Annotated in this window: 13 protein-coding genes and 1 pseudogene; 11 read left to right on the top strand and 3 right to left on the bottom strand. The window is 66.3% G+C overall.

Annotation, left to right across the window (positions count from 1 at the left end):
- From U742_RS0116760 to U742_RS0116775, 4 genes are all read left to right on the top strand, one after another.
- The coding region (locus U742_RS0116760; protein WP_029354399.1) for a malonate--CoA ligase at positions 1–1,402 on the top strand (1,402 nt) is incomplete at its 5' end.
- A 647-nt stretch (positions 1,403–2,049) separates the two neighbouring features.
- The gene (locus U742_RS0116765; protein ID WP_248310399.1) at positions 2,050–3,603 is read left to right on the top strand and encodes a DUF1254 domain-containing protein; all 1,554 of its coding nucleotides are present in this window, start codon (positions 2,050–2,052) and stop codon (positions 3,601–3,603) included.
- Between the two features lie 338 nt (positions 3,604–3,941).
- The gene (locus U742_RS0116770) at positions 3,942–4,499 is read left to right on the top strand and encodes a hypothetical protein (RefSeq protein ID WP_029355092.1); all 558 of its coding nucleotides are present in this window, start codon (positions 3,942–3,944) and stop codon (positions 4,497–4,499) included.
- A 76-nt stretch (positions 4,500–4,575) separates the two neighbouring features.
- A complete protein-coding gene (locus U742_RS0116775) occupies positions 4,576–5,286 on the top strand; it encodes a hypothetical protein (protein WP_029355093.1) in 711 nt (236 codons plus the stop codon).
- A gap of 46 nt (positions 5,287–5,332) precedes the next feature.
- Here U742_RS0116775 and U742_RS0116780 read toward each other — a convergent pair whose 3' ends face one another.
- A complete protein-coding gene (locus tag U742_RS0116780; RefSeq protein ID WP_029355095.1) occupies positions 5,333–6,487 on the bottom strand; it encodes a mandelate racemase/muconate lactonizing enzyme family protein in 1,155 nt (384 codons plus the stop codon).
- A gap of 162 nt (positions 6,488–6,649) precedes the next feature.
- Here U742_RS0116780 and U742_RS23420 point away from each other — a divergent pair, with 162 nt between their 5' ends.
- From U742_RS23420 to U742_RS0116795, 3 genes are all read left to right on the top strand, one after another.
- On the top strand, positions 6,650–7,387 hold the full coding sequence (locus U742_RS23420) for a hypothetical protein (RefSeq protein ID WP_029355097.1): 738 nt from the start codon (positions 6,650–6,652) through the stop codon (positions 7,385–7,387).
- Between the two features lie 99 nt (positions 7,388–7,486).
- Positions 7,487–8,542, top strand: a complete 1,056-nt coding sequence (speB, locus tag U742_RS0116790; protein WP_029355098.1) for an agmatinase — start codon at positions 7,487–7,489, stop codon at positions 8,540–8,542.
- A complete protein-coding gene (locus tag U742_RS0116795; protein WP_029355099.1) occupies positions 8,542–9,348 on the top strand; it encodes a carbon-nitrogen hydrolase family protein in 807 nt (268 codons plus the stop codon). The genes speB and U742_RS0116795 overlap by 1 nt, the downstream gene beginning before the upstream one ends.
- A 59-nt stretch (positions 9,349–9,407) precedes the next feature.
- On the opposite strand, the gene oxlT is transcribed toward U742_RS0116795, so the two are convergent.
- Both oxlT and U742_RS0116805 read right to left on the bottom strand, forming a co-directional pair.
- Positions 9,408–10,715 (bottom strand): oxalate/formate MFS antiporter, encoded by a 1,308-nt coding sequence (oxlT, locus tag U742_RS0116800; protein ID WP_029355100.1) that lies wholly within the window; start codon positions 10,713–10,715, stop codon positions 9,408–9,410.
- Between the two features lie 473 nt (positions 10,716–11,188).
- Positions 11,189–12,664: an NAD-dependent succinate-semialdehyde dehydrogenase gene (locus tag U742_RS0116805; RefSeq protein WP_029355101.1), complete on the bottom strand. Its 1,476-nt coding sequence runs from the start codon at positions 12,662–12,664 to the stop codon at positions 11,189–11,191.
- Between the two features lie 178 nt (positions 12,665–12,842).
- On the opposite strand from U742_RS0116805, the gene U742_RS23425 reads away from it, so the two are divergent.
- The 4 genes and pseudogenes from U742_RS23425 (at position 12,843) to arcD (ending at position 18,173) form a co-directional block, all read left to right on the top strand.
- Positions 12,843–12,986 carry a hypothetical protein gene (locus U742_RS23425; RefSeq protein ID WP_197028284.1) on the top strand — a complete coding sequence of 48 codons (144 nt, stop codon included), beginning with the start codon at positions 12,843–12,845 and terminating at the stop codon, positions 12,984–12,986.
- A gap of 200 nt (positions 12,987–13,186) precedes the next feature.
- Complete coding sequence (locus U742_RS0116820; RefSeq protein ID WP_081853071.1) at positions 13,187–16,057, top strand: beta strand repeat-containing protein; 2,871 nt, start codon at positions 13,187–13,189, stop codon at positions 16,055–16,057.
- A gap of 56 nt (positions 16,058–16,113) precedes the next feature.
- Positions 16,114–16,374 (top strand): annotated as a pseudogene (locus tag U742_RS23000) (sodium:proton antiporter); the annotation flags it as partial.
- A 305-nt stretch (positions 16,375–16,679) separates the two neighbouring features.
- A complete protein-coding gene (gene arcD, locus U742_RS0116830) occupies positions 16,680–18,173 on the top strand; it encodes an arginine-ornithine antiporter (RefSeq protein WP_081853072.1) in 1,494 nt (497 codons plus the stop codon).
- The last annotated feature ends 10 nt before the right edge of the window (positions 18,174–18,183 follow it).

The following is an 18,183-nucleotide window of genomic DNA, read 5'->3' on the forward strand; positions in this document are numbered from 1 at the left end:
CGCGCAATATGCCAATGCCCTCGTGGCGCTCGGCGTGAAGCCGGGGGACCGGGTGGCGCTGCAGGTGGAGAAGAGCCTCGAGGCAGTGTTCGCCTATCTCGGCACGGTGCGCGCAGGCGCGGTGTTCCTGCCGCTCAACACCGCCTATACGCCGGCCGAGATCGGCTATTTCCTCGGCGACGCCGAGCCCGTCCTGTTCGCCTGCGATCCGGCGCAGGCGGGAACGCTCGCGCCGGTGGCGCGCGAGGCGGGTGTGCGCCATCTGCTCACCCTCGACGGCGAGGGCCGCGGCTCGCTGGCGAAGGCGGCCGATGCGGCGGCGGAGACGTTCGCGGATGTCCCGCGCGGGTCGGACGACCTCGCCGCGCTGCTCTACACCTCGGGCACCACCGGCCGCTCCAAGGGCGCCATGCTCACCCACGGCAATCTCGCCTCCAATGCGCAGGCGCTCGCCGACATCTGGCGCTTCTCGCCCGATGACGTGCTGATCCATGCCCTGCCGATCTTCCACACGCACGGCCTGTTCGTTGCCATCAACGTCACGCTGGTGGCCGGCGCGTCGATGGTCTTCCTGCCGAAGTTCGATCCCGAGCTGATCCTGACGCTGCTGGCGCGCGCGACCGTACTGATGGGCGTGCCGACCTTCTACACGCGTCTCCTGAAGTCGCCGGGGCTCACGCCCGAGGCCTGCGCCCATATGCGGCTCTTCATCGCCGGCTCGGCGCCGCTGCTCGCCGAAACCCACCGCGAATGGAAGGCGAAGACCGGCCACGCCATCCTCGAGCGCTACGGCATGACCGAGACCGGCATGATCACCTCCAACCCCTATGAGGGCGAACGCCGCGCCGGCACGGTCGGCTTTCCGCTGCCGGAGGTGAGCGTGCGCGTCGCCGACCCCGAGAACGGGCGTGAGCTGATCGCCGGCGCCATCGGCATGATCGAGGTGAAGGGACCGAACGTCTTCAAGGGCTACTGGCGCATGCCGGAGAAGACCGCGAGCGAGTTCCGCGACGGCTGGTTCGTCACCGGCGACCTCGGGCTGATCGACGAGCGCGGCTATGTGCACATCGTCGGGCGCGGCAAGGATCTCGTGATCACCGGCGGCTACAACGTCTATCCGAAGGAGATCGAGAGCGAGATCGACGCGCTGGACGGCGTCGTCGAGAGCGCGGTGATCGGCCTGCCGCACGCCGATTTCGGCGAGGGCGTGACGGCGGTGGTGGTCGCCCGCTCCGACGCGGGGCTGGACGAGAAGGCGGTGATCGGCGCGCTGGAGGGGCGGCTCGCCCGCTACAAGCTGCCCAAGCGCGTCATCTTCGTCGACGACCTGCCGCGCAACACCATGGGCAAGGTGCAGAAGAACATCCTGCGCGAACAGTATAAAGGGATGTATGGGGCGTAGGGGGCGGGCGGAATCGACGTGTGTCGACGCTGTTTGTGCCTGCCCATTTCGTTATCTTGACGTTTATTAGACTCGCTGGTCGACGATGTCGAAGCTGCGGCTGTGGCGTGCGTCACGAAAATCGGCGCGCACTTCCAAGATATACTAACCCATTCGAACTCAACAACATAAGTGTTCGCAGTTTCGCCTTGGTCGGCGCGCCACAGCCTCCTCAAAGCATCTGTGTCGGCAGTCCCGGTCATCCACGACCAGGTGGTTTCCTGTGCCTTGCGAACAGCAACTGGACGTGGTCCGCGCGAATTGCGGAGCAGGCGTCAAGCCAATCCGGATCGCGTAGCCTTGTACCTCGCCAGAAGCCGTGCGCGCCTCTCCTGGAACGGCCTCGCGCGGCGCTTGCGACGAGAAAAGTGGCGACGAGACTGGTAAGGTGGTCCCGTCAACCGACCCAAGGGTTGGCACAAAATGTCAAGAACCAGACACCGTTACGTGCTCCTATGGTGGCAATGGCGAATCCGCAAATGAGTTCGACAGATCGGCGCACGGCTGAGGGGGCGGCTTCCATCGCCGTGAGCCGATGGAAAGGATGACCGATGGTCCGTGGAATTTTGTTCGGTAGCTGTGCCCTCCTCCTCGCAGCGGGCCCTGCCTTGTCTGACGTCTCCCCCGAAACCGTCAAATCGCTGTCGGCGCCGGGCACGGTCGATACGCGCGCGGGGAAGCTCGATTTCCGCGACGGGGTGCCGACGGAGGAAACGGCGCAAAAGGTCTACGACACGCTGGACTTCACCCGCGCGCTCAACGTCTACAACAACAGCTTCCGGGGGGCCTCGGCGCTCGCCCTCGTCAAGGGTTTCCAGGAGATCGGCGCGAAGCCCGGCGATGTCGTCATCTTCTCGGAGCTGATGGACTCGGCCTCGCTGTTCCTGACCGCCAATGCCGACACGGTCTACTACATGACCGGCCTCGACCTCAGCAAAGGCCCGATGGTGATCGAGCAGCCGTCGGGCGGCATCGGCACGATCAACGACATGTGGTTCTCCTGGATCATCGACATAGGCGCGCCGGGGCCGGATCGCGGACTCGGTGGAAAATACCTGATCGTCGGTCCCGACTATGACGGTCCGCTGCCCGAGGGCGGCTATTTCGTCGCCCGCTCGAAGACCAATTTCGCGCTCTATGCCTCGCGCGCCAATCTGGTCGGCAACGACCCGAAGCCGGCAGTCGAGAACATCAAGCGCAGCATGAAGGTCTATCCCTACCAGCCGGGCAGCTTCGGCTCCAGCATCGCCCAGGCCCTCGACGGATCCGTGCGGATCGCCGGCGAGCCGAAGATCCCCGAGACGAAATTCATCGAAGGCACCGGCCGTTCCTTCAACACGATCCCGCCGAGCGACTACGGCTTCTTCGAGCTGATCAACGAGAACGTCCAGAACGAGCCGGCCACCAGCTACGACGTGGAGCTCGCAGGCCAGCTCGCCGCCATCGGCATCGTGCACGGCAAGCCGTTCAAGCCGGACGAGCGAATGAAGAAGATCCTCTCGGAAGCCGCCGCGGTCGGGCAGGCGACCGGCAGGGCCCTCAACTGGCGCTATGCGCTGGGACACCCCGACTGGGCCTATTACGAGGGCTCGCAGTGGGGCAACATGCTGTGGGAAGGCGGGGCCTTCTTCGAGACGCCGCCGCCGGTGTTCGAGAAGGGCGTCTTCAAGCCCCTGCCGCCGACCGGCGCCCGCACGCTCGATTCGCGCACGGCTTTTTACTACGCCTACACGCTGGACTCGCCGGGCATGATCATGCGGATCCCCGGCGTGGGCTCGCAATATCTGATGGGCTTCCTCGATGCCGACGGCAAACCGTTCGACGGCGCGAAGACCTACAGGGTGACCCTGCCCAAGGGTATCCCGGCCGAAGCGTTCTGGTCGTTTACGCTTTACGACAACCAGACCCGCTCGATGCTGCAGACGCCGCAGAAATATCCGCGCGCCGGCAGCCAGAGCTACCCGTCACCGGCGGCGGAAGCGGATAGTTCCGGCGCCACCACGATCTATTTCGGTCCCGCCCAGCCGAAAGATGTCGCGCGCGGCAACTGGATCCAGACCGACCCCAAAAAGGGCTGGTTCACGATCCTGCGTCTCTACAGCCCGCTCCCCTCCTTCTTCGACAAGAGCTGGCGCCCGAGCGAGATCGAGCCGGTCCAGTAAGCGGATGGCGGCGGTTCGAAGCCTGAGCCGCCGCTTTTTGCCTATCGGCGCCCTTTGCCCACTGCGGCAAAGCGTGTGGATATCGAACCATCGGAGTTGCCCGACAGGCTGCTTACGGTCAGGCGCCTGCTTCGAGCGTCTTCCCCTTCCCCATTCGCGCGCGCTTTAAATAGATACAATTTTAAGTTGCATAATTTATGGAATGTCTGCGGAGCTAGGCAGCCGATCAACACGGGTCCATGCGCCTATTGTCGAATATTACGAAATTATTCCAATAGTTGTGCACCGCTTACGTTGCGGCTAGCCTTCGCCCTTGGCGAATAGGGGAAAGAGGCGCCGTGGACGACATATTGCTGCGCGTTCCGTTTCCACCCGCTCCCCGCTTCGCCGACGTGCCCGACCAGGAACGCAAGCAGCTATTCGGCCTTTCCAGCGATCTGAGCATGGTGGCGGCACCTGTCACGCGGTTTCATCACGCGGTCCGCCTCCTGGAATTCTCGGAACGGCACGTTTCCGATGCCCGCGATCGGCGCGTGCAGAGCCTCGAGGCGCTCGACGCCGATTCAGAAGTGGAGGATCGCCGGCGCATCCTCGACGTGTTCAACGCTTTCTCCCGCTGCTACGGCTCATGGGGCTCCATCGCCATCCGGGAAGCGAACCGCTCGGCTCTGGAGTTCAAGGCGGCGATGCTGGCGGCCGTAGCCACGGTCGTCCAGAGCGCGAACCTGCACGGCAAGGTCGACGTCGAGCTCGCCAATGCCGCGGTGTCCGCGTTCGACGAACGAATCCTGACGAACATGGATGGCGGCCAGGTCAACGTCTCGGACAGCACGACGCTGGCAATGATCGACATACTCGAGACGTTCTATTCCGCCTTTTCCCGGCTGGCGTCCTGACGGCCCCGCGCATCGCGATATTGCCCGTCCGCGGCCGGTGTGGTGCCCTAGGCGCTCCGATCCCTGCCGAGAAAGCATGTCCGTGATCGCTTCGCGTCTCTCCGCCCTGTCCCGAAAGACCCTGATCTCCGCCGGCCTCCTCGCCTTCCTCGCCCTGCCGCTCCATGCTCTGGAGCCGCCGCCGGCGTCCACCTGGCCGGACACCCTCCCGTCCCGGCTCTCTGCCCTCGCCTATCTGCAGGCCCTGAAGCTCGACCTCTCGCGCAATCCGAGCGCGACGCTCACGCTGGACAAGTGGTGCGCCGCCCATCGTCTGGCGCCGGAGGGCTCCAAGATCGTCGCCGAACGGGTGCCGGGGGTGGACAAGGCGGCCGATTCCGGCGTGCGGAAGGCGCTGAAGGTGACGCCGGACGAGCCAGTGCGCTATCGCCGCGTGAAGCTCCGGTGCGGGGATCGCGTGCTCTCGGAGGCCGACAACTGGTATGTGCCGGCACTGCTCACCCCCGAGATGAACCAGCAGCTCGACAGCACGGACACGTCGTTCGGGCGTGTCGTGCAGCCGCTGGCGTTCCGTCGGCAGACGCTCTCCACCACCCTGCTCTGGGAACCGGTGCCGGCAGGCTGGGAGATGAAGAAGGCCGCCGAACCCGCCAGCGACGCCCCCCTCCCCCTGCCGCCGTTCCTGCTGGAGCAGAGAGCCATCCTGACGCTGCCCGATGGAACGCCGTTCAGCGTCCTCGTCGAGACCTATACGAACGGCGTTCTGGCCTTCCCGCTGGCCAAATGACGAGGTGCGCGCCCGAACGGGCGGGCGCGTCCTCCCGGGTCCGGCGTCAGATCGCGATCTTCTGCAGCTTCTCCCAGTCGACCTCGACGCCGAGGCCCGGCGCGTTCGGCAGCTCGGCATAGCCCTTGCTGATGTCGACGCCTCCGGTGAAGACGGTCGGATCGGCGAGCTTGATGAAGGTCTCGTGGCCATCGCAGCACAGCGGATATTGCTGCCGCGTCGTCATGGCGACATGGGTGATGGCGGTATCGCCGAGCAGCGAGCAGGGGCTGGTGTCGATGCTGACCCCGACGCCTGCGCTCTCGCAAATGGCGATGACATCGCGGGCCTTGGTCATGCCGCCGACGCGGTTGACCTTGAGCACGATACGATCGCAGGCGCCGCGCCGGACCACCTCCATCGCCGCCTCGGGCGACCAGACGGATTCGTCGAGGATCACCGGCAAGGTCGAGCGGCGGCGGATGTCGCAATGGCCCTCGATATTGGCGTAGTGGAGCGGCTGCTCGATGGAGAGGTTGCTCGCCGAGGCGAAGCGCTCCAGGCGGCGCACCACGAGGCCGGGATTGGTCCAGGCCTGGTTGGCGTCGGCGTCGATGAAGAAGTCGCGCGGCACAACGTCGAGCGCCGCCTCGAGGAAGCCGACCTCAGTCGCCACCGAATCGGCCTGTAGCCCCTCCTTCCAGATCACGTCGCCGATCTTGATCTTGAGGCCCTTGAACCCGCGATTGACGAACTCTTCGGAGGCGGCGGCCATGGCCTCGGGCGTCTTGTGGTAGAGGTTGGTCATGAGGTCCATGGTCTTGCGCCGCGCGCCGCCGAGCAGCGCCGAGACCGGAACGCCCCACAGCCTGCCGAGCAGGTCGTGCAGCGCCACGTCGACACCGGCGCGCGCCGTGCGTCCACCCGGCATGCCGCCCGAATAGGCCATGTCCATCACGTGGTTGGCGGCGGCGAGATTGGTTGCGTCCGTGCCCTTGAGGCGGGCCGCATAGAGATCGAGACAGGCGCGGATCTGCGCGGAGGTCTCGCCGTAGTACCAGGTCTGGCTCATCGCCTCGCCATAGCCGCTGGTGCCGTCCTCCGCCGTCACGCGCACGATGAAGCACGGCAGCGTCGGCGCCCAGATGGATGTCTCGTCCCAACTCTCCTTGAAACTGGTGGATTTGATCTCGACGAAATCGATCTGCGCTATCTTTGTCACTGTCCCATTCCCATGGCGGAGACAGTGGTCGTCCACCAGCTCCCATGCGCATGGTGCGGCAGGCGGCCCCCCGCCGGCAATCAACAAACTGCCCTTTTGGTCCTTTGCGGATCGGAGGGGCCTCGACCGGCTGTTATGGTCCGGCGCGTGGAAGGAGCTCCGATGAAGGAAAATGTCCGGCTGGCGGTGATCTGCGGCCTCTGCGTCGCGTTCGGCCTCGGCCTCGGCTTCATCCTGGCCGCCACCTTCTGGAATCGGCTGCTGGTCGCGATCAACAGCGACGCGCTGGCCAACTGGCTGGGCTTCACCGGCGCCGTCATCGGCGCGCTCGCCACGGTGGCGGCCGGCGCCCTTGCCTATCTCGGCGTGCTCTACGGTCACGCGGCAAGCACCCGCGACGACGCCGTCCACCGCATCACCGGCTATCTGGCGACCATCCGCAACCTCTATGCGAGCTGGATGGAGTTGAAGGACATGCCGGCGACCGACCCGAACCACGGGCTCAAGCTGCACACGCTACAGAGCGAACTGCAGCGGCCGGAGATCACCGTGGCGCTCTATGATTCGATCCTGCAGGAGGACCAGGTCGCCATCTTCGTGTTCTGCAACACCCTGCGGGTCGCGCTGACGCAGGGCCACCCCCACCAGAACAACGCCGCCGCGATGGCGCTGTACATCTTCGACGACGTGACACGGGCGCTCACCATCCGCAAGCGGCTGCTGGAGGAAGGCACGCCGCTGCGCAAGGTGCAGAACACCAAGTTCCTCGTCCCTCAGCCTTATATCAAGGCGCTGTCGGACGGGCAGACGGACGATCTCGCCGCCAAGAAGGCATGGGTCTACACCGAGCAGGGAGAGGAGGCGGCGAACATGCCGCCGCAGGTCGCCATCGGGACCTAGCCGCCTTCGGCCGGCGGCAGGCTCATCCGAAATTCCACTCCCCTCGCCGTCCCGCGCCGGCTAGGCTCGCGCTCTCCTTGTTGCAGCGCAGGACGCATCATGTCGGATCAGGACAAGCTCGGCCGTCTCCGGGCCAAGTATGGCGACATTCCCGGCGGAGTGATCTTCGATCCCGCCTTCAAGCGGGTCGCCGATCTCCAGTTCAAAGGGGGCGACAAGCGGGTCTGGCCGTGGGCCAACGTCGCGACCCTGCTCGACGCGCCCTATCGGCCCGACGTGCCCGACTTGCCCGATTTCGGCGATCTCGACGTCGCTCTCGTCGGCGTGCCGATGGACCTCGGCGTCACCAACCGCGCCGGCGCCCGGCTCGGGCCGCGCGCGGTGCGCGCCATCGAGCGGATCGGTCCCTATGAGCACGTGCTGCGCATGGTGCCGGCGGCCGACGCCAGGGTGGCCGACATCGGCGACGTGCCGTTCCGCTCGCGCTTCTCGCTGGAGGACTGCCACGAGGACATCGAGGCCTTCTTCAAGAAGATCGTCGCGGCCGGGGTGATCCCCCTCGCGGTGGGCGGCGATCACTCGATTACCGGCTCGATCCTGAAGGCGGTCGGCGAGAAGCGCCCGGTCGGCATGCTGCATATCGATGCGCATTGCGACACCAGCGGAGTCTATGAGGGCTCGAAGTTCCACCATGGCGGGCCGTTCCGCAAAGCGGTGCTCGACGGCGTGCTCGATCCCGAGCGCACCATCCAGATCGGCATTCGCGGCGGCGCCGAGTTCCTGTGGGAGTTCTCCTATGAGAGCGGCATGACGGTGATCCATGCAGAGGAGGTCACTGGGCTCGGCGTGCCGGCGATCATCGAGAAGGCGCGCGAGGTGCTCGGCACCGGGCCGGTCTATGTCTCCTTCGACGTCGACAGCCTCGATCCCGCCTTCGCGCCGGGCACCGGGACGCCGGAGATCGGCGGGCTCACCTCGCGCGAGGTGCTGGAGATCCTGCGCGGGCTGAACGGGCTCGACGTGGTCGGCGGCGACGTCGTCGAGGTCGCCCCGCAATATGACGCGACCTCCAACACCGCCCATGCGGCGGCGCAGGTCCTGTTCGACATCTTCTGCATGTCGGTGACGGCACTGCAGGCGCGGCGCGGCCTCTGATGCGCCTTGCGCTACTGCAAACCGCCGGCGCCCCCTCCAATGCGCCGGCCGACAATCTCGACCGCCTCGAGGCGGCGGCCGCGCATGCCGCCGCCGGAGGAGCCGACCTGCTGGTGGCGCCGGAGATGTTCCTCACCGGCTATGCCATCGGCCGCGAGGCGGCGGCGCGCCATGCCGAGCCGGCCGACGGCCCCTCGGCACGCCGGGCGGCGGCGATCGCGCGGCAGCACCACATCGCGCTCGCCTATGGCTATCCCGAACGCGGGAGCGACGGGCGCGTCTATAACGCCGCCCTTCTCGTCGATGCCGAAGGCCGATCCGTGCTCGGCTATCGCAAGACGCATCTGTTCGGTGCCGTCGACCGCGAGATGTTCGCAGCCGGCGAAACGCTCGGCGAAGTGGCGGTGCTTGCCCTGCCCCGCACCGGCCGGACAGTCAGGATCGGCATGCTGATCTGCTACGACGTCGAGTTCCCGGAAGCCGCGCGCACCCTCGCGCTGGCGGGCGCCGAGCTCATCCTCGTGCCGACGGCAAACATGCCGCCCTGCGAAGCCGCCTCGCGCGTGCTGGTGCCGGCACGTGCCTGCGAGAACGGCCTGTTCGTCGCCTATGCCAATCGCTGCGGCGGCGATGCGGTGTTCGACTATTACGGCGAGAGCTGCGTCGCCGGACCCGACGGCCGGGTTATCGCGCTGGCTGGTGGCGGCGAGGAGATCATCTTCGCCGATCTCGATTTCGGCACGATCGCCAAGGCCGTCGCGGTCAACGCCTATCTGCGCGACCGCCGCGCGGAGCTCTATGGCTGAGCCAAGAAAAAGGCCCCGGATCGCTCCGGGGCCGAGGCTACGCCACTCCACGCTGGAGTTCAGTGCGCCGTCACACCCGACGCCGGGCTCGGCGTCTCCGCCGTCGCCTGCTCGCCCGAGCGGGCGATGAAACGGCCGCGCAGCGGCTTCAGCGCGAACAGCGCCAGCAGGGCCGCGCAGGCATTCAGCCCGACCGCGACCGCGAACACCGCGTACCAGCCGTTCGCCGCCGCCAGGATGCTGGCGAGCGGCACCAGCAGGGCCGCCGTGCCCTTGGCGGTGTAGAGCATGCCGGCATTGGTCGCGGCGAACTTCGAGCCGAAGGTGTCGCCGCAGGTCGCCGGGAACAGCGAGTAGATCTCGCCGAACACCCCGAAGAAGACGGCGGTCGCGACCACGAAGACGACCGGATTGGCACCGTGGAAGACCATCACCAGCAGCGCGCAGGCGGCGGTGCCGAAGGCGATGAACATGGTGTTCTCGCGGCCGATGCGGTCCGAGACGTAGCCGAACAGCGGGCGGCCGAAGCCGTCGAAGATGCGGTCCAGCGAGATGGCGAGCGTGAGCGCGGCAGCCTGCAGGCCGAGCAGGTTCACCGGCACGTCGGCGACGCCGAGGTCGTGGGCGATCGGGCCGATCTGCGCCGCCGCCATCAGGCCGCCGGAGGCGACCATCACGAACATCAGATAAAGCAGCCAGAACACCGGCTTGGTGACGGTCTGCGCCGGCCGGTAATCGACCTTGCTCTGCGGCAGGCCGGTCGCCTTCTTGGGCGGCGCCACCTTCTGCTTGGGCGGATAGAGGAACTGCGCGGCGATGAACACCACGACGCCCTGGCCGATGCCGAACCACAGGAAGGCCTGCTCATAGCCGCTGCTGGCGATCATGTTGGCGATCGGAACGACGGTGAGCGCGGCGCCGGCGCCGAAGCCGGCTGCGGTGGCGCCGGCGGCGAGGCCTCGGCGATAGGGGAACCATTTCAGCGCGTTGCCGACGCAGGTGCCGTAGACCGAGCCGGCGCCGATGCCGCCGAACACGGCGCCGGCATAGAGCATGAAGAGCGACGAGGCCTGCGAGTTGATGACCCAGGCGATGGCGATCATGACGGCGCCGAAGGTCAGGACGATGCGCGGGCCGTAGCGGTCGACGAACCATGCCTCGACCGGCACCAGCCAAGTCTCGGTCAGCACGAACAGGGTGAAGGCGGTCTGGATCGCCGCCCGCCCCCAATGGTGCTTGGCGTCGATCGGGTCGACGAACAGCGTCCAGCCATATTGAAGGTTGGCGATCATCGCCATGCAGAGAATGCCGCACGCAAGCTGGAACCAGGGTTCCCAGGGGCGGACGGAGACGTCCTTGCTTTCCATGATGTTTCCTCGACCTCATCAGACCCGCGGCTCTTCTGGTCCGGCCGCTTCAGCATTTCGGGTATTGCCCGCCGACACGCGCACCACCGCCGCGACGCCGACGGCTGCCGGCCTCACGTCAGGTCACTCAATCGAAAGTAGATCTTACGTTTCGTAATTTCGACGAGCGACATATACCGTGGTGCACGGTATATTATCGACAAGTAGCATGATTACGGAATGTTTCAACTGACGAATATGTAATGTTTTGCTTACGTATGGTCACGAGTCTAAGCTCGAGCAATCAGTAAAAATAAACCATTACTTAATATAGAGGCGAACCATCAATCGACGTCGTTATGCATCTTCACTTCATGACGCAACGTTGTGCGCCATATGCGAACGTATGCCGACATACAAAAAGCGCCGGGGCGAACCCCGACGCTCGGTAAGATGAAGTCGATCCTGCAGTGGAGGCGCGCAGAAACCGTGCGTCAGGCGAGGCCGGCGACCAGCACGTATTTCTTGTCGACGAACTCGTCGATGCCGTGATGCGAGCCCTCGCGCCCCATGCCGCTCTCCTTCACGCCGCCGAACGGCGCGAGCTCGGTGGAGATCAGGCCCGAATTGACGCCGACGATCCCGTATTCCAGGCTCTCCGCCACGCGGAAGACGCGTCCCACGTCGCGCGAGTAGAAATAGGCAGCGAGGCCGAACTCGGTATCGTTGGCGGCGGCCACCACATCCGCCTCAGTCTCGAAGCGGAACACCGGGGCCACTGGCCCGAAGGTCTCCTCGCGCGCGACCGCCATCTCGCGGGTGACGCCGGAGACCACGGTCGGCTCGAAATAGGTGCCACCCAGCGCGTGGCGACGGCCGCCGGACACGATGGTCGCACCCTTCGAGACCGCATCGGCGAGATGCGCCTCCACCTTCTCCACCGCGGCGGCGTTGATCAGCGGCCCTTGGGTGACGCCGTCCTGCGTGCCGTCTCCGACCTTCAGCTTGGCGACGGCGGCGGCGAGCTTCTCGACGAAGGCATCGTAGATGCCGGACTGCGCATAGATGCGGTTCGCGCAGACGCAGGTCTGGCCCATGTTGCGGAACTTCGAGAGCATGGCCCCTTCGATGGCCGCGTCGACATCGGCATCGTCGAAGACGACGAAGGGCGCGTTGCCGCCGAGTTCCAGCGCGACCTTCTTCACCGTCGAGGAGGACTGGCTCATCAACAGCTTGCCGATCTCGGTGGAGCCGGTGAAGCTCACCAGCCGCACCGCCGGATGGGTGGTGAGCACACCGCCGATGGCGGAGGCGGACCCGGTGATGACGTTCAGCGCGCCGGCCGGCAGGCCGGCCCGCTCCGCCAGCACCGCGAGCGCGAGCGCGGTGAGCGGCGTTTCCGTTGCCGGCTTCACGACTGCCGTACAGCCGGTCGCCAAAGCCGGAGCGACCTTGCGGGTGATCATCGCCGCCGGGAAGTTCCACGGCGTGATCGCCGCGACGACGCCGGTCGGCTGGCGCAGCACGAGGATGCGCGCATCGGCGCGATGGCTCGGCAGCGTCTCGCCGGCGATGCGCTTGGCCTCCTCGGCATAGAACTCGACGAAACCGGCGGCATAGTCGATCTCGCCCCTCGCCTCGGCCAGCGGCTTGCCCTGCTCGGAGGTGAGGATCAAGGCGAGGTCGTCACGATTGGCGATTATGAGATCGAACCAGCGGCGCAGCACGATCGAGCGCTCCTTGGCGGTCTTCGCCGCCCAGGGCTTGAACGCGGCGGAGGCCGCCTCAACCGCCTTGGTCGTCTCCTCCGCGCCGAACTTCGGCACCCGCGCGATGACGCCGCCGGTGGCCGGGTTGGTGACGTCGATGGCGGGCGAGCCGGACCAGCCCCCGTTCACGAAGCATTGCTGGCGCAGAAGCGCGGGGTCCTTGAGGGGAAGTGAGGCGAAATTCCGCTCGACGGTGTTCATGATTTTCCTCCCTGCTGCGGCATCGTTGTGGTCGCGCGGCGCAAGCAGCTTCCATCGTGTAGGCCTTGTCAACCCGGCAGGCCGCGTGGACAGGGCATGGAAGCGCCATAGCTGGAACCGGCGAGCCTCCAGCGGGTTCCCATACCGCCCGCATCACGCGGGTACAGGAGCCCGCCGGATGAGCCGCACCGTCCTCTACGCCGTGATCGCCGTTCTCGCCGTCGTCGTCGGCGTCCTCGCCTACCAGGCCTATGAGCGCGACCAGAACACCATGCAGATCGAGGTCGGGCCGAAGGGAATCAAGGTCGATCCACCCGGCTGAGCGGTAACCTGCGACTGAGCCTCCCCATCGCCTCTGGCGCCGCGACCGCTCGACGGTCGATCAGCCTGCCAACGACGCGCACGATGCGTGGTCGGCGAAAACGAAATTCATTCGAACGCCGTCAAACAACGGTAGTGTGCATCTGCGAAGGGCGGCATACTCAACGGCACGCGCCCTGAATTCAAAGAGCAGATCACGACATGTCTCTCTGGACGCCTGCAAGAATCATCGTGCCCGACCACTACCCCACGATCCAGGCTGCAATAGACGCGGTGCAGCCAGATACCCGCATCTACATAGACGGCCTGCTCGGACCAGAGACAGTCGCGGTTACCAAGAACGGGATCGGTATCTACTACGACTATTACACTTACCCCGTTACCTATAATCTTGCCTCTGGTGTGACGAGATTTTCTGTTGGCGGCACCAACAAGGATGTGGTCGTCAACGGATCGGCGGACGACAACCAGATTTCCGGGAACAGCGTCGGCTCTCCGGTCTATGGCTATACGTTCCATGGCGGGGCAGGAAACGACCGGCTTTCCAGCGATGCCAGCGACAACCGGTATTACGGAGACGACTGGTTCTACGGAGATGACGGCAACGACACGCTGACCAGCGGGGGTGGCAATGATCATCTCTATGGCGGCTCCGGCGCCGACACGCTGGATGCCGGGCCCGGCAACGACATTCTGAACGGCGGGGCCGGCAACGACACACTGAACGGCGGCGCTGGCGTCGACTGGGCCGACTTCGGCGACATTTCCGGGACGATGACGCTGGTTCTTCCCGAGCCGGTGAACGGCCATTTCACCACCGTGGTCACGACGTCGCAGGGAACCGACACGCTGATCGACGTGGAGAACGTCGCCGCCGGAGCCGGCGCCGACAGCCTGAAAGGCAACAGCCTCGACAACTGGCTGCGCGGGCGCGGCGGGAACGACACGCTGGACGGCGGCGCGGGCTCCGACTGGGCGGACTATGTCGAGGCCACCGGCGCCGTCACGGTGACGCTGACCGGCGTCGTCGACGGGCACGCCCGGGGTACCTCCTCGGGCGCCGACGGCGCCGACACGCTCATCGACATCGAGAACCTCGCCGGATCGACCTTCGCCGACGTGCTGACCGGCGATGACGGCGCCAACACGCTGCGCGGAAACGCCGGCGACGACGTTCTGAACGGCGGCGCGGGCTCCGACTGGGCGGATTACGGCGATGCCGCCGACAGAGTCACGGTCTCGCTGGCCAGCGGCTCCTCCTCGGGGGCGGATGGCGCCGACACGCTGATCGACATCGAGAACCTCGCCGGCTCGCAATATGCCGACCGGTTGACGGGCGACGATGGCGACAACTGGCTGCGCGGACGCGAGGGATCAAACACCCTGGACGGTGGCGCCGGTTCCGACTGGGCCGACTACAGCGAAGCCAGCGGCGCGGTCTACGCCAGCTTGAGATATGGAGGCCGTGGCTATGCCAGCTTCAGCGGGCCCGCCAATGATGGTTCGGACAACCTGACCAGCATCGAGAACTTCGCCGGCTCCAGCTTCGCCGATCAGTTGAAGGGTTACACCAATGACAACTGGCTGCGCGGACGCGGCGGCGACGATGTGATCATCGGCTATGGCGGCTTCGACTGGGCGGACTATGCCGACGCCACCGGCGCCGTCACCGTGACGCTGACGGGCGTGGTCAACGGGCGCGCCCGGGGCGTGTCGGCGGGTGCGGACGGAAACGACACGCTCTACGACATCGAGGGCCTCGCCGGCTCGCAATATGCCGACACGCTGACCGGCGACGAGTTGGGCAACTGGCTGCGCGGACGCGGCGGGAACGACACGCTCAACGGCGGCACGGGCATCGACACCGCCGACTATGCCGAGGCCTCCGGCTCGGTGATCGTGACGCTGACGGATGCCGTCGGCGGCTCGACCGGCGGCTCCTCCTCGGGCCCCGACGGCAACGACACGCTGATCGACATCGAGAATCTGCGCGGCAGCGCCCATGACGACTGGCTGGCCGGAAACTCCGGCGCGAACCGGCTGGTCGGCCTCGGCGGCCAGGACCATCTCGACGGAGGACGCGGCAATGATCTGCTGATCGGCGGGACGGGCGACGACGCCTATGTCGTCGATTCCGGCCTCGACGTGGTGCAGGAGAAGGCCGACGAAGGCTTCGACTGGGTCGAGTCCTCCGTCACCTACGCGCTGTCGGCCAATGTCGAGGAGCTGATCCTGACGGGCTCCACCGCCGTGCGGGGCAAGGGCAACTCGCTCGACAACGCGATCAGCGGCAACGACATCGCCAATTTCCTCTACGGCCTCGCCGGCAACGACTTCATCTTCGGCGGCGACGGAGCCGACGTCATCGACGGCGGCAAGGGTGCCGACCAGCTCTTCGGCCAGAGCGGCAACGATACCTTCCTCGCCTCCGAGGCGGGCGACTTCTCGGACGGCGGCACCGGGATCGACACGGTCGACTACAGCGACGTCGGCGCGGTGTTCGTCTATCTCGACGCCTCCTTCGCCAATGGCGGCCTCGCCAAGGGCGACCAGTTCCTCAGCATCGAGAACGTCTTCGGCTCCGACACGGGCGCCGACACGCTGGTCGGCGACGCGGTGCGCAACCGCCTGATCGGCAATGGCGGGGACGATACGCTCTATGGCCGCGCCGGCGACGATGCGCTGGAAGGCCGCGACGGTGACGACCGCCTGTTCGGCGAGGCCGGCGACGACGCGCTGAACGGCGGCGCGGGCGCCGACGTGTTCGGCTTCAAGCTGGCGCCGTCGCTCGGCGGCTATGATAGGATCAGGGACTTCGAGCACGGCATCGACACGCTCGAGATCGACGCTTCGGCCTTCGGCGGCGGCCTCGTCGCCGGCGGGACGATCGATCTCATCGTGGGCGCGAGCCCGACATCGGACGGCTTTTCCGAGGGCGTGTTCCTCTATGACACGGATGACGGCGCGCTGCGCTGGGACGCCGACGGGCAAGGCGGGGATGTCGCGGTCGCGATCGTAAAGCTGGCGAACCTGCCGACCCTGACGGCCGACGACTTCGCGATCATTGCGTGAGGCATGGGCCCGGACGGTGATGCCCTGAACGCATGGAACGAACCCCGCCGGGCCGGCGGGCCGCCGAGGAATCGCTGCCGCTGCGGGACACCTTCGCCGTGCTGTCTTCGTATCGGTGTGGATGCTGTTCGGACACCCCTTCGCCACCGCCGTGCTGATCTTGGCGAGCCTTGCCCAGATCGGCGAATTCTCCTTCATCCTCGCGAAGCTGGGCGTGCGCCTGCAGCTCGTCCCCGAGACCGGCGGGATCTGATCCTCGCAGGGGCCTCTTTTCGATCGTCGGCAATCCGATCGCGTTCATGATCGCCGACCGGATAGCGGCCCGCCACGAGCGGCGGGCGAGCAACGCGTGATTCGCCGGCTTTGGACCGTCTTCGCCCAGCTTCGCCTGCACTGTCGATGTGTTCGACTCAGGCTGGGCGATCGGGCGCCTGCGCCGGCAATCCGGGCCGTTCGCGCCGCGGATCGGAGGGCTCGGCCGCGTAACATACGGTAAGATACTTCAGGTCGCGTGGCCCCGCTGCTCTGCTGGCTCCGTTCAGCGCCGGCAGCCCCGGAAGGGAGCGGCATTCCGCGGGGGATATGTACGAACCTCGCGCCGGCGCCCAGAGGGCGTACCAACATGTCCGATGCAACGGCTAAAGCCTCCTTCGACGGCATCTCCTCTCCCGCGACGCCGACGGCCGGCAAGCTCACCCTTCTCCCCCTCATCGGCCTCGTGGTCGGTTCGATGATCGGCGGTGGCGTATTCAACCTACCGAGCGACATGTCGCGGGGCGCTTCGCCGCTTGCGATCATCATCGGCTGGCTGATCACCGGGGCTGGCATGCTGATGCTGGCCTTCGTCTATCAGGGCCTGTCGCTGCGCAAACCGGACCTCGATAACGGGCCTTACGCCTACGCCAAGGCGGGCTTCGGCGACTTCATCGGCTTCAACAGCGCCTGGGGCTACTGGATCAGCGCCTTCCTCGGCAACGTGGCCTATGCGGTCGCCATCTTCTCGGCGCTGTCCTACTTCGCGCCCATCTTCGGCGACGGCAACAACGTGATCTCCATCGTCGGCGCCTCGCTGGCGCTGTGGGGCATCCACGGGCTGATCCTCAAGGGGGTGAAGGAAGCGGCCTTCGTCAACGTCGTCACCACGGTGGCGAAGCTGGTGCCGCTGCTATTGTTCATCCTCATCGGCATCGTCGCCTTCAACTTCGACCTGTTCCTCGCCGCCTTCCGTAACATGGGTGCGGGGACGGGTGACGGCGCGGGGCTCGGCAGCCTGCTCGATCAAGTGAAGAGCACCATGCTGGTCACGCTGTGGGTGTTCATCGGCATCGAGGGGGCGAGCGTCTATTCCGCCCGTGCCGCCAAGCGCTCGGATGTCGGGCGCGCCACGGTGATCGGCTTCGCCGGGGCGCTGGCGATCTACGTCCTCGTCTCGCTGCTGTCGGTCGGCATCATGAGCCAGCCCGAGCTTGCCGGACAGAAGGTGCCCTCGATGGCCGGCGTGCTGGAGCATGTCGTCGGCCCCTGGGGCGCGGGGCTGATCAATCTCGGCCTGATCATCTCGGTCGGCGGCGCCTTTCTGAGCTGGACGCTGCTGAGCGCAGAAATTCCCTACACCTGCGGCAAGGACGGCACCTTTCCGCGCTGGTTCTCGGCCGAGAACGGCAATGGCGCGCCGATCAACTCGCTCTGGGTGACGAACCTGTGCGTGCAGGCCTTCCTGGTGCTGACCTATTTCTCCAAGGATGCCTACAACTTCTTCTACTTCATCGCCTCGGTGGCGATCCTGCCGCCCTATGTCTTCTCCGGCGCCTATGCGCTGAAGCTGGCCCTGAGCGGGGAAGGCTACCAGGGCCAGGACCGGCAGCGCCGGCGCGACCTCATCGTCGGCCTCCTCGCCACGCTCTACGGCCTCTGGCTCGTCTACGCCGCCGGCCTGCAATACCTGCTGATGGCGACGCTGCTCTTCGTGCCCGGACTGATCGTCTACGCCATCGCCTGCCGCCAGCGCGGCGTGCGGCCCTATACCGGCAGCGACCTGATCGTGGCGGCCGTGATCGCCGGCTTCGCCGTGCTCGCCTTCTATCTGATCTGGATCGGCAAGATCAGCCCGCTCTGAGGGAGCCGTG

The sequence above is a fragment of the Allobosea sp. 117 genome (assembly GCF_000702305.1).
In the GTDB taxonomy this organism is placed as follows: domain Bacteria; phylum Pseudomonadota; class Alphaproteobacteria; order Rhizobiales; family Xanthobacteraceae; genus Ancylobacter.